The organism is Achromobacter sp. UBA5777, from assembly GCF_002418565.1.
Classification (GTDB): Bacteria; Pseudomonadota; Gammaproteobacteria; order Burkholderiales; family Burkholderiaceae_B; genus Achromobacter; species Achromobacter animicus.
This window is the reverse complement of sequence record NZ_DIEJ01000244.1, coordinates 23399-35711: the sequence shown is the minus strand read 5'-3', so window position 1 is coordinate 35711 and position 12313 is coordinate 23399. Positions and strand designations below refer to the sequence as shown.

Annotated in this window: 11 protein-coding genes; 4 read left to right on the top strand and 7 right to left on the bottom strand. The window is 65.4% G+C overall.

What is annotated here, in order from left to right; genetic code table 11:
* The 3 genes from B3446_RS21055 to B3446_RS21045 all read right to left on the bottom strand — a co-directional run.
* A partial coding sequence (locus B3446_RS21055) for a glycosyltransferase N-terminal domain-containing protein (protein WP_291384699.1) occupies positions 1-351 on the bottom strand: 351 nt, incomplete at its 3' end.
* A 1-nt stretch (position 352) separates the two neighbouring features.
* Complete coding sequence (gene waaC / locus B3446_RS21050) at positions 353-1390, bottom strand: lipopolysaccharide heptosyltransferase I (RefSeq protein ID WP_191577567.1); 1038 nt, start codon at positions 1388-1390, stop codon at positions 353-355.
* Between the two features lie 158 nt (positions 1391-1548).
* Positions 1549-2652 carry an MraY family glycosyltransferase gene (locus tag B3446_RS21045; protein WP_291384697.1) on the bottom strand — a complete coding sequence of 368 codons (1104 nt, stop codon included), beginning with the start codon at positions 2650-2652 and terminating at the stop codon, positions 1549-1551.
* A gap of 233 nt (positions 2653-2885) precedes the next feature.
* On the opposite strand from B3446_RS21045, the gene pgi reads away from it, so the two are divergent.
* The 4 genes from pgi to B3446_RS21025 all read left to right on the top strand — a co-directional run bounded on the left by pgi (position 2886) and on the right by B3446_RS21025 (position 7483).
* Entirely contained in the window at positions 2886-4478 is a 1593-nt protein-coding gene (gene pgi / locus B3446_RS21040) for a glucose-6-phosphate isomerase (RefSeq protein WP_291384695.1), read from the top strand.
* Between the two features lie 92 nt (positions 4479-4570).
* Complete coding sequence (locus B3446_RS21035) at positions 4571-5140, top strand: SRPBCC family protein (RefSeq protein WP_175124869.1); 570 nt, start codon at positions 4571-4573, stop codon at positions 5138-5140.
* A 99-nt stretch (positions 5141-5239) separates the two neighbouring features.
* A complete protein-coding gene (locus B3446_RS21030) occupies positions 5240-6592 on the top strand; it encodes an MFS transporter (RefSeq protein WP_191577564.1) in 1353 nt (450 codons plus the stop codon).
* Positions 6593-6613: 21 nt separating this feature from the next.
* Entirely contained in the window at positions 6614-7483 is an 870-nt protein-coding gene (locus B3446_RS21025; RefSeq protein WP_191577563.1) for a DMT family transporter, read from the top strand.
* A 10-nt stretch (positions 7484-7493) separates the two neighbouring features.
* On the opposite strand, the gene clsB is transcribed toward B3446_RS21025, so the two are convergent.
* The 4 genes from clsB to B3446_RS21005 form a co-directional block, all read right to left on the bottom strand.
* Positions 7494-8705: a cardiolipin synthase ClsB gene (clsB, locus tag B3446_RS21020; protein ID WP_291384691.1), complete on the bottom strand. Its 1212-nt coding sequence runs from the start codon at positions 8703-8705 to the stop codon at positions 7494-7496.
* Positions 8702-9568, bottom strand: coding sequence for an endonuclease/exonuclease/phosphatase family protein (locus B3446_RS21015; RefSeq protein ID WP_175124739.1), 867 nt, complete (start codon positions 9566-9568; stop codon positions 8702-8704). The genes clsB and B3446_RS21015 overlap by 4 nt, the downstream gene beginning before the upstream one ends.
* A gap of 243 nt (positions 9569-9811) precedes the next feature.
* A complete protein-coding gene (gene aspS / locus B3446_RS21010; protein ID WP_175124740.1) occupies positions 9812-11599 on the bottom strand; it encodes an aspartate--tRNA ligase in 1788 nt (595 codons plus the stop codon).
* A gap of 36 nt (positions 11600-11635) precedes the next feature.
* Positions 11636-12301 (bottom strand): DUF502 domain-containing protein, encoded by a 666-nt coding sequence (locus tag B3446_RS21005; protein WP_409515363.1) that lies wholly within the window; start codon positions 12299-12301, stop codon positions 11636-11638.
* Positions 12302-12313: the final 12 nt, after the last annotated feature.

Sequence of the window (12313 nt, the reverse complement as noted above, 5' to 3'; positions counted from 1 at the left end):
CGGAAAATCGTAGGGCAGCCAGACCTGCCGCAGTTGCCCCCGTGCGATGGCATCCTTGAACAGGCGCTCGCCCTCCGCGCGGCCGGTCGCCGTCGTGTGCGTGAGCAACACCGGCAGGCCGCGCGCCAGCAGTGCGTTCAAGAGCGGCAGCGCGGCTCGCGTCTCGCCCAGACTGACGGCATGCATCCAGACCGGGTTGTCCGGCAGCACGGTGGCCGGATCAGGGCGTCCAAAGCGTTCGGGAGAGAAGATTTCCCAGCGGCCCCCGGCGCGCTTGGCGCGGCGGGCCATCCATAGCCAGATCAGCGGCGCGAGCGCCCGAAGCCCCAGCGTGTAGACGCCGCGGTTCATGTCACTGCGCGGCGAGCGCCTGCTCGACCGAGGCCATGACGGCCTCGCGCGACGGCGAGGCGCCGCGGTCGCCCAGGCTGGCGGTGTAGTTGGACCCGACCAGGGGGGTGCGCACGGGCGTCGAGGCCCGGTAGATGCCGATCGTGGGACGGCCCAGCGCGGCTGAGAGGTGCGTCAGGCCGCTGTCCAGGCCCACCATCAGGCGGGCGCCGGCCAGCAGCTTGGCCACGGCGGACAGATCCATGCGGGGCATGACCTCGGCCCCCTCCATGCCCGCCACCAGCAGTTGGGCGCGCTCGGCTTCCTGTTCGTTGCCGGCCAGCAGCTTCAGCGTGCAGCCGGCCTCGCGCAGGCGGCGGAACACCACGCGCCAGTCTTCCTCGGGCCACAGTTTGTCGTCACGGCTGGCCGACGGCATGATCACCGCATAGCCGCGGTCAGTGTCCACATGATGCAGCCGCGGCAGCTCGGCGGCGTTCAGACCGCCGCTGCCGACTTCGACGACCGGCTCGGGCGCCTGGGTCGCCTGGCGCGCGAACGCCTGCAAGCCAAAATCGGGCAAGCCGGCGTGCTGATAGCCGAACGTCAGCCCGGCCAGCTTGCGCTGGCGGATCACCGCGGGCTGCCAGAATTCGACGCGATGACGCACGTTATAGAACAGCGAGGCCAGCGGCTCGCGCGCGGACCGCCAGTCCAGCCCATGTTTGACGCCCTGCGTCTGACGCACCAGCCACGCCGATTTCAGCAAGGCCTGCATGTCCAGGACCACGTCGTAGCGCACGGCGCGCAGGCGTTCGCGCAGCGCGCGCCGCTCGGCACGCACTTGGGCGGACCACCACGACTTACGCCAGCGCCGGTGTGCGACCTTGATGATTTCGTTGACGGCGGGATGCCACGACGGGATCTCGGCGAAGGCTTCCTCGACGACCCAGTCGATCTGCGCGTCCGGCACGTGCCGGGCGATATCCGTGATCGCAGGCAGCATGTGGACGAGGTCGCCCAGGGAGGACGTGCGAACGATGAGAATTCGTGTGGGCATGGACAAGGATTGGTGCAGGGAGCCGCGCTCGACCCGATGAGAGCAGACACCGATCAACGCAGCCGGAACTTTACATCAACAATGGCAATTGCTGCGCAAGCCAGCGCATCCTTTGTCGAGCCGTTCCGGGCAAGCTGGGGCAGAACACCAAATCGGGATTATGACCGCTTCTTTTTCTTCAAGATCATCCACTTTGGCATTCGGAACAAAACCAGGCGGCGGTACAAGACGACATACGTCGTCGAGAAAATGCCCGTAAACAGCATCAGCAGCCAGGGATTCTGCCAAAAAAGCACCGCGGGGATAACCGCCAGCGACGAAAGCAGCCACAGGTAAGGCGACGTCATTGAATTACGTTGCGTCTGATGCCGCATTTCACGCGAACCGATGGCCCAGCGGACCAGGCGTTTGTAGATCAGCATGTGCAAGTGCACGCCATCCGGCGCGCCTGGCGAGCGCCCCCGGAGGAATTTCTTGCGGTAGATGGAGAAGAGCGTCTCAAACACCGGATAGATGCACAACAGCAGGGGGAACCAGGCGGAGACGTAGGGATGCCGGGCAAGCATCAGCACGGACAGTTCACCGATGATGAATCCGAGGAGATATGCGCCACCATCACCAAGGAAAATATGGCCGTGCGGAAAATTCCAGACCAGGAAGCCGATGACGGCGCCCAAGGTGCTCAGGGCAACAATCAGAAGGAAGCGGTCACCCAGGTAAAACGATACGTACGCAAAACCGGCCAATATCATTGCGGACACCACGGCGGCCAAGCCGTTATATCCGTCGATAATATTTATCGCATTCGCGGCGCCGCCGATGGCGACGGAAGTAAATACCAGCGAAATCACCCCGAATTGCAGCAGCCAGTCCACGCCGATAATGTCGACACGCGTCACTTCAGCGCCCAATAAGTAAAACGCTGCAGCACCCGAGAGCATCGCAAGCCCCAGCCGGACAAGCACTCTCACCTTTTTCGTCAGGTCCTCGGCAAATCCGCCCAGAAAAGCGGGCATGCCTGCCGCGAGCAACAGAACCAGATTCGGGAGCACATCGGGTTCGCGCACGGCAACCAATGCGCAGGTCACGCCGGAAGCAACAAGCAGGGACAAGCCGCCGATGCGTGGCACAGGGACTGCATGGTACTTCTGCACCCCTTCAAGATCGTGATCGGCCGTCAGTCCATCGTGCCAGGCGCGGTAGCGAACGATCAGCAAGGTCGAAATGAGCGAAACCAGGAACGCTACGAGGACGTACAGCATGGAAGGGCGCCTAAAAAGTTAGGCGGATTGTAGCGTCAGACGCATTTGTGTAAGGATCGGAAGACTGGCGGGTTTACAAATGGACGGATACGGTGTTCAGAAAATAAATGGTGCCTGTATCGACACCGGCCAAACAGCTAAACTGCCGACCTTTCCTAACAGCAAGAAAGTTCGGGCGACGATTCCGGCGACCCGATGCCTCGACTCCAGCACCACGACGCATTCCCGAAAATATGCATCCTTTCAAGCCCGCTGAACACGCAAGCCTGCTGCAACTGCCCGAATGGAAGGCATTTTCCGAAGCCGTCCTCGAAGGCGCGTTTTGCACTGATGCGCTGCACCTCGTGCAGGCCGCCGACCTGACCGTTGACCTGAGCGCGCATGTCGACTCGCCCGCCGCGCGGCAGGCCGGCGCCGCCCTGCTCCACGCACGCGGCTTCGACACCGCGCGCAAGGCCTTGCTGGCGGGCGAGCCTGTCAACATGACCGAGGATCGTGCTGCGTGGCACACGATGCTGCGCGCGCGTCAGCCTATCGAGGAAGTCGCCCACGAACACCAGCGCGTGCGCGACTTCGTGCAGGACGCCGATGCGCACGGCAAATGGAAGTCCATCATCCATATCGGCATCGGCGGCAGCGACTGGGGCGTGCGTCTGGCCACAGACGCGTGCGGTGGCTACGGCTGCCGCCGTGACCTCAAGTTCGTCGCCAATATCGACGGCCACGCCATCGAGGACGCAGTCCTGGGCATGGACCCCCGCGAAACGCTCGTGGTGGTGACGTCCAAGTCGTTCACGACGGCCGAGACGCTGGCGAACCTGCGCCGCGCCGTGCAGTGGCTGTCCGATGCGGGAATAGAGAATCCTTACGAACAGGTGGTCGCCATCACTGCCAAGCCGGCGGCGGCGGCCAAGATCGGCATTCCCGAAAGCCAGACCTTCCAATTCTGGGACTGGGTGGGCGGCCGCTACTCGCTTTGGTCGGCTGTCGGCTTGCCGGTTGCGCTGGCCGTGGGCCTGGACGTGATCGAGGGCATCCGCGCCGGCGCTGCCGCGATGGACGACCACTTCGCCCAGGCTGACATTGCCGACAACGCCCCGGTGCAGCTCGCGCTGGCCGGCATCGCCAACCGCAGCGTGCTCGGCTACGGCTCACTCAGCATTGCCGCCTACGACGCCCGCCTGCAATACCTGGCTCCCTATCTGCAGCAGCTCGACATGGAGTCGCTCGGCAAGTCCGTGGATATTGCCGGCCGGCCCGTGGGCGTGCCCACGGGTCCATCGGTGTGGGGCATGCCGGGCACGGACGGGCAGCATACGTTCTTCCAATGGCTGCACCAAGGCACGGACGGCGCGGCGGTCGATTTCATCATGTGCCGCGAAGCCGACCATCAATGGGTCGAGGAGCACGCCATGCTGCTGGCCAATTGCCTTGCGCAGCGCCAGACGTTGCTGCGGGGCACATCGATCGACGCGGATGAGGCGGCGCTGAAGGCGCAAGGCATGCCGGAAGCCGATGCGCAATGGCTTGCCCGCCACCGCCACCATCAGGGCGGCCGGCCCTCGACGTTGATCGTGCTTCCGCGCCTGACGCCCGAGGCGCTCGGCGCCTTGCTCGCGCTTTACGAGCATAAGGTCTTCGTGCAAGCGCTGGTCTGGGGCATCAACCCCTTCGACCAATGGGGTGTCGAAGCCGGCAAGAAGATGGCCAGCGGCATCCTGCGCGAACTCCATGGCGAACCGCAGGCGCCGTCGCACGACCAGTCCACACGGCACTGGATCTCGCTGCTGGCGGGTGACCGGCAGGATCGCGACAACCACGACTGACCGCTTGGCCCGGCAGGGTTTTGTCCCCGAGATAGCCAAACCCGCCTTTTGGGCACAGAATGCACATAAAGCGTTTCTACAAGGAGACAGCCATGCGCATTGCCGATGCCCAATGGATTCCTTCGACGCAGCACCAGACATGGGATGCGTTGACCGACCCGCGAGTGTTACAGAAATGCATTCCCGGGTGTGTCGAAGTCGCCATGCGCAGCCCGACCGAATATGCGGTCACGCTGCGCGCCAAGATCGCCGGTATCGACACCGACTACGAAGGCGAGATCCTGCTCTCCGACATGAACGCCCCCGACAGCTGCACGCTGGTGTTCGAAGGCAAGGGGCGCGCCGCCTGCCTGGCGATCGGCACGGCGCAGGTCAACCTGACCACCAAGGACCAGGGCACCCGCGTGGCCTACACGGTGGCTGGCATGGCGGGCGGCAAGCTGGGCGAATGCGGAGAAGGCGTTCTCTTGAAGGCCGGCGAGAAGATCATCGAGAAGTTCTTCGCGTCCTTCATCGACCACATGGCGGCACAGCCGCGGATCGCGCCCCCTCCCCCGCCTCCCGAACCAGAAGCGCGAGGCCTTTCGAATTCACGCTGGTCCTGGATGCTGGTCGTGCTGGTCATCGCGGTTTTCTGGGGATATCACACGTTTTACAAGTGATAACCCTAGGGTGCCGGTGATATCCTTGACGGCATGAATCCGCCGCCGACGCCCCCGCAGCCAGCCACTGATCCCACACGCTCTCGACGGGACCTGCTGATGGCGATGGCAGGCGTGTCGGCCACCGTGGTGCTTGCTGCCCTGGATTCCACCATCATCAGCACCACCCTGCCGCGCGTGGCCGAGGCGTTGAATGGCATGGCGCTCTACGCCTGGGTCGGCACGGGCTATCTACTGGCCACTGCGGCTTCCATCCTGATCTTCGGCCGCCTGGGCGACATGTTCGGCCGCAAGCCCTTGATGCTGGTATCGGTGCTGATCATCGCGCTGGGCTCCATCGCCTGTGGCCTGGCGCAGTCCATGACCCAACTCATCGTGTTCCGCACCCTGCAGGGCGTGGGCGGCGGCATGATGATCGCCACGGCGTTCGCCGCGCCGGCGGATCTGTTTCCCGACGCCAAGCAGCGGGTCAGATGGATGGCGCTGGTGTCCGCGGCCTTTGCTATGGCCAGCGGCATCGGCCCGGTGCTCGGCGGCGCGGCCACGCAGGCGTTGGGGTGGCGCGCGGCGTTCTTCATCACGCCGATCGCGGCGGCGGCCGCCTTCTTCCTCTTGGCCCGTTATTTCCCGCGCATCCGGCCCATTCACGACGGCAGCCGCAAGATCGACTGGGTGGGCGCCATCCTGCTCGTGCTGGCCGTGGGCGCGCCGCTGGCCGCGCTGGAGCTTGCTTTCGCCAGCGGCGAACACGCGCACCCCATGCTCGGCCTGACCCTGGCGCTGGTCGGCGCTGCCGCCATTGCCATCCTGATTCCGACCGAACGCCGCGTGAAGTCGCCGATCTTTCCGCTGCGCGTGCTGTCCGGCCGCGACCCGCGCCTCCTGAACGTGGCAGCGATGATGGTGGGCGCAGTGATGTTCATCCTGATCTTCTACAGTCCGCTGCTGTTGCAGCAGGTGCTGGGCTACACGCCGAGCCAGGCGGGCCTGCTGCTGACGCCGCTGGTGGCCGCGATCTCGGTCGGCAGCATCATCAACGGCCGCATGTTTCCCAAGCAGACCGAACCACAGCGGCTGATGGTGTTCGGCGGCGGCCTGCTGGCCGCGGGATCGCTGATGGTGCTGCTGATTTCACCGGGCACGTCGGCGTGGTGGATCCTGTCCGCCTTTTTCGTCAACGGCTGCGCACTGGGCTTTCTGTTGCCCAACCTGACGCTCTTCATGCAGATGCTGAGCGAGCGGCGCGACGTGGGCGTGGCGTCGGCGCTGGTGCAGACCACACGCGCCATCGGCAGCGCGCTGGGCACTGCCGTGGTCGGCATTCTGATTTCGCACAGCACGGTGCTTTCCGGCGTGCGGACCGGGCTGATCCTGTGTATCGTCCTGTCCCTGACCTGCGCGCTGCTGGCGCACCGGGTGAAGATGAAGAATCTGGTCACGAACCGGAAATAAGGCGTACGCCCGAGACAAATCATGCGTCAACGCAATCTGATGGATTTGCTGCTGCTGGCCGCCGTCTGGGGCGGCTCCTTTCTGTTCATGCGCGTGGCGGTCAAGGAGTTCGGACCCATCGCACTGATCGAGCTGCGCGTCGGACTTGCTGCCCTGTTCTTGCTGCCGGCCGCGATGTGGCGCGGCAAGCTGCCCATCATCGGACGCCACTGGAAGGCGTTGCTGGTGGTCGGCACCCTCAATGCCGCCGTGCCCTTTCTGCTGTACGCCTATGCCGCACAGTCCCTCGGCGCCGGCTTCCTGTCGGTGGCCAACGCGGTGACGCCCGTGTGGGGCGCCGTGGTGGGGTGGCTGTGGCTCAAGGACAAGCTCCCGTGGATGCGATCGCTGGGGCTGTTCATCGGCCTGATCGGCATCGTCGTGCTGGTCTGGGACAAGCTGAATTTCCAGGCTGGCGGCACAGGCCCGGCCGTCCTCGCGGCCGTGTCGGCGCCGGTCTTCTACGGTATCGCGGCCAACTGGACCAAGCGTTTCCTGACAGGTGTGGACGCGCTGGCAAGCGCCACGGGCAGCATGATCGCCGCGTCGCTCGTGCTGTTGCCGCTGGCCATTCCGGCTTGGCCGGCAACGCCTGCCTCGGCGTCCGCGTGGATCTCCACCATACTGCTGGCGGTGGTCTGCACCGGTGCGGCGTACATCGTCTTCTTCCGGCTGATCGCCAATGTGGGTCCCACTGCGGCAGTGAGCGTGACGTTCCTCGTGCCGATATTCGGCGTGGTCTGGGGCGCAACGCTGCTGGATGAAGCCGTGACGCCGTCCATCGCGATTGGCGCGGCCATCATCCTGGTGGGTACGGCGCTGGCGCTGGGGCTTCTCAAACCCCGTACATGAGCGCGCGCGTTCAGTACTTGTCCGACGTGCCCGTGAACGCCACGCCAATCCGCAGCAACGCATAAGACGCCGCATCGACCCACCGCCGCACGAAACCCCGGCGCTGGTAATCCAGCGGCCGAATAAAGCGTCCGCCTTCGCGGATGGCGGTTTCCAGGCGCTCCTGCAGGTCCCAGGCGAAAGGCTGGCTGTCGACCACGACATTGGCCTCGCGCGCCAGCAGCAGGCTGAAGGGGTCCAGGTTCGATGACCCCACCGTCGCCACGTTGTCGATCACCGCGACCTTCGCGTGCAGGTAGCTCGGCATGTACTCGTAGATCTCGATGCCGTCGCGCAGCAGCTTGTCATACAGCGAGCGCGTGGCGTGATACTGCATCCGGTATTCGACCTTGCCCTGCAGCAGCAGCCGCACGCGCACGCCGCGGGCGGCTGCCTTGGCCAGCGCGCGGCGAAAGCGCACGCCCGGGAAGAAGTAGGCATTGGCGATCAGGATGTCGCGCCGCGCGCGCGAGATGCCGAACAGGTAGGCGCGCTCGAATGTCCTGCGGAAACGCAGGTTGTCGCGCAGCACCAGCGCGGCGCGCAGCATGCCGCCCGGCGGCGCGGGAACGTCGCGCGGCTTGAGCAGCTGCAGGCGATGCCAATCGCGCGGATGGCGCCGCAGGCGCGCCCAGTTCAGGCGTACCCACAAGAGATCCTGCGCATGGGCCGCCTGCGTGACGAGCGGGCCTTCGACCTGCACGGCGAAGTCGAAACGCGGACCGGTCAGGCCGTCGGTGGGATCCAGGTCATCGTAGTCGTCGATGACGTTGATGCCGCCGATGAACGCCATGCGGCCATCGATGATGGTGACCTTGCGATGCAGGCGCCGCAGGCGGCTGCGCGATGGCACGAAACGCGCGAACCAGCGCGGCTCGGGCCGGAAGATGCGGCACTGCGCGCCCGCATTGGTCAGCGCGACGCGCACGCGCTCGCCGTGCAACGCGCTGCCGAAGCCATCCAGGACCACGCGTACCTTGACGCCGCGGCGCGCGGCCCCCGACAGGCACTCCAGCACCTTCGTGCCGGTGCGGTCGAGCATGAAGATGTAGGTTTCCAGGTGCACGCTGACCGTGGCCGAGTCGATCGCCGCGCACAGCGCGGGAAAGAAGTCGGCGCCGTTCTGGAGCAGACGGATATCGTTGCCCTGCACCCACTCCAGCCTGTCCTGCTCGTCCTTCACGGGAGTTCCAGCTCCGCGAGCAAGGGCGAATGATCGGACAGCTTGGCCCACTCGCGGCCGCGCAGCACCCGGGCGCTGCGCACGGCAAAGCCCCGCTGGTAGATGCGGTCCAGGCGGAACCACGGGAACACGGCGGGAAACGTGCGCGGCGGCGGCGCCAGCAGCCGGGAGCTGCCGTCCATGCCGAGCTGGTTGTTGCGCTCCATGACCGAGACGCCGCTGCTGGGCAAACCGCGCAGGGCGTTGGACAGCCGCTTGACCGAGTCGCGCAGGCGCGGCAGGTCGCCGCCATGGCTGCGCGGGGCGTGCGAAAACACTTCGTACAGCCCAAGCTGCTGCACGAACATGGGCGCCAGCCGGTCATTCCAGTCGTTGAAATCGCCGGCGATCAGGATGGGCTCGCCGTCGGGCACCATGCGCTTGATGCGTTCGGTCAGCGCCAGGATCTGACGGCTGCGACTGCCGGCAAAGAGGCCCAGATGCACCACGAAGCAATGCACCGCCCGATCGCCCACATCGATGCGCGCATGCAGCAGCCCGCGTTGCTCGAGGCGATGATCGGAGATGTCGAGGTTTTCGTGGTCGAGGATGGGATAACGCGACAGCAGCGCATTGCCGTGGTCGGTGGCGTGGCGGATGGCGTTGCGGCCATAGGCCACATCCAGCCGCAATGCCGCGGCCAGCGATTCGTGCTGAGCGTCGAGCAGCGACTTCTGCTCGTTGCGGCCCTGGACCTCCTGCAGGAAGACCAGGTCGGGGCGCAGGCCATACAGGCCCAGGCGAAGTTCATTCAGGGAGTCGCGCCGGCCCAGTGCCGAACGGCCCTTGTGTATGTTGTAGCTGACGACTCGGATGAGCGACATGGAAGCAATGGCGCCTTTCAAATCTTGGGAACCACCGGCCGGGTCCCGGTAGGTCCTCTGGCCAGCCGCCGCCGTGTTTGGCGGCGTTAGCCAGATTACTCCATTTCAGCCGGGTGTTCCCATCTTTGCGACTGCGCGCTACGGGCGCACCTCAAGCGCACCGCAGCGGATCCGGCTCTGCCGGTCCGCCAGCGGGCCCCCTTAGAGGGGGAAGCGCCGAAGGCGCTCCGGGGGTGGGCCTTCCTACGCCTTTTCGACGTTGCGCAGGCGGATGTGCAGCTCGCGCAGTTGCTTCTCGTCGACTTCCGACGGCGCTTGCGTCAGGAGGTCCTGGGCGCGCTGCGTCTTCGGGAAGGCGATCACGTCGCGAATCGATTCAGCGCCGGTCATCATCGTGACGATGCGGTCCAGGCCGAAGGCGATGCCGCCGTGCGGAGGCGCGCCGTATTGCAGCGCGTCCAGCAGGTAGCCGAACTTCTCGCGGGCTTCCTCGGCGCCGATCTTGAGCGCGCGGAACACCTTGCTCTGCACTTCCTCGCGGTGGATACGGACCGAGCCGCCGCCGATTTCCCAACCGTTCAGCACCATGTCGTAGGCCTTCGCGAACGCCTTGCTGGGATCGGATTCCAGGAAGTCTTCGTGGCCGTCCTTGGGGCTGGTGAACGGGTGGTGGGCAGCGGTGTAGCGGCCGTCTTCCTCGTCGTATTCGAACATCGGGAAGTCGACCACCCACAGCGGCTTCCAGCCGGCCGTGAACAGGCCCGTCTTCTTGCCGAACTCGCTGTGGCCGATCTTCACGCGCAGCGCGCCGATGGCGTCGTTGACGACCTTCTCGCGGTCCGCGCCAAAGAAGATGATGTCGCCGTCCTGGGCGCCGGTGCGCTTGACCAGTTCGGCCAGGGCAGCGTCGTGCAGGTTCTTGACGATGGGCGATTGCAGGCCGTCGCGGCCCTTGGCCACTTCGTTGACCTTGATGTAGGCCAGGCCCTTGGCGCCGTAGATGCCGACGAACTGGGTGTAGGCGTCGATCTCGCTGCGCGACATTTCGGCGCCACCGGGCACGCGCAGGGCGACCACGCGGCTGCCGGGCGCCGTGGCGGCGGCGGCAAACACCTTGAAGTCCACGTCGCGCATGACGTCGGTGATATCGGTGAACTCGAGCTGCACACGCAGATCGGGCTTGTCCGAGCCGTAGCGGCGCATCGCTTCGGTCCACGGCATGATCGGGAACGGCGACGGCAGGTCGACGCCCTGCACCACCTTGAACACGTGGCGGATCAGGTTTTCGAAGATTTCACGGATTTCGAATTCGTTCAGGAACGAGGTTTCGCAATCGATCTGGGTGAATTCCGGCTGACGGTCGGCGCGCAGGTCTTCGTCGCGGAAGCACTTGGTGATCTGGTAGTAGCGGTCAAAGCCCGAGACCATCAGCATCTGCTTGAAGAGCTGCGGCGATTGCGGCAGCGCGAAGAAGTGGCCGGCGTTGACACGCGAGGGCACCAGGTAGTCGCGCGCGCCTTCCGGCGTGCTCTTGGCCAGCATGGGCGTTTCGATGTCGATGAAGCCCAGTTCGTCCAGGAACTTGCGGGTTTCGATGGACACGCGGTAGCGCAGCATCAGGTTGCGCTGCATCTGCGGGCGGCGCAGGTCCAGCACGCGGTGCGTCAGGCGGGTGGTTTCCGACAGGTTGTCGTCATCCAGCTGGAACGGCGGCGTGACCGACGCGTTCAGGATCTCGACTTCCTTGCAGAGCACTTCGATTTCGCCGGAGGCCAGTTCAGCGTTGGCCGTGCCGGCCGGACGCTCGCGCACCAGGCCGGTGACGCGGACGCAGAATTCATTGCGCAGGCGCTCGGCGGTGGCGAAGGCGGCGTTGTCCGGATCGAACACGATCTGCGCCAGGCCCGCGCGGTCGCGCAGGTCGATGAAGATGACCCCGCCGTGGTCGCGGCGGCGGTTCACCCAGCCGTACAGGGTGACGGTCTGGCCGAGATGGTCACGGCAAACCTGGCCGGTGTAGCAGGTACGCATGCGGGATGACTCCGTTTTGTGCTTGGTGTGTAAGGGTTACGAATCGGCGCGGGGTGCGTCCTGCACGCCCGGCGCCGGAGAGAGCGCAGCCGGCCGGACCACGGGCGTTGCCCCCGGGACCGGGGCGACCACGCCCATGGAAACGATGTACTTCAAGGCCGCGTCCACGCTCATCTGAAGGTCGATGACCTCGGCGCGAGGCACCATCAGGAAAAAGCCGGATGTGGGGTTGGGGGTCGTCGGCACGTACAGGCTGATGTGGTCGCCGGGCAGGCTGGCGGCCACTTCACCGCTGGGCGTGCCGGTGACGAAAGCGATGGTCCAGGCGCCTGCCCGCGGATACTGCACCAGCACCGCACGGCGAAACGCCTGGCCGTTGGGGGCAAGCACGGTATCGCTGACCTGCTTGACCGAGTTGTAGATGGAACGCACGAGCGGGATGCGGCCCAGCAGGCTTTCCCACTGGTCGACCATGGTGCGGCCGATCAGGTTGGCGGCGAAGACGCCCGTCAGAAGCACCACCACGATCACGAGGGCGAAGCGGAAACCGGGAATGTCCAGTCCGAACAGCGATTCGGACGACAAAAAACCGGGCACGAACCCTTCCAGGGTGGCGACCAGCAGTCCCAGTACCCACACCGTGATGACCAGGGGAACCCAGATCAGCAGCCCGGTGATGAAGTACTTCTTGATGACGCGCATCCGCATCGCGAT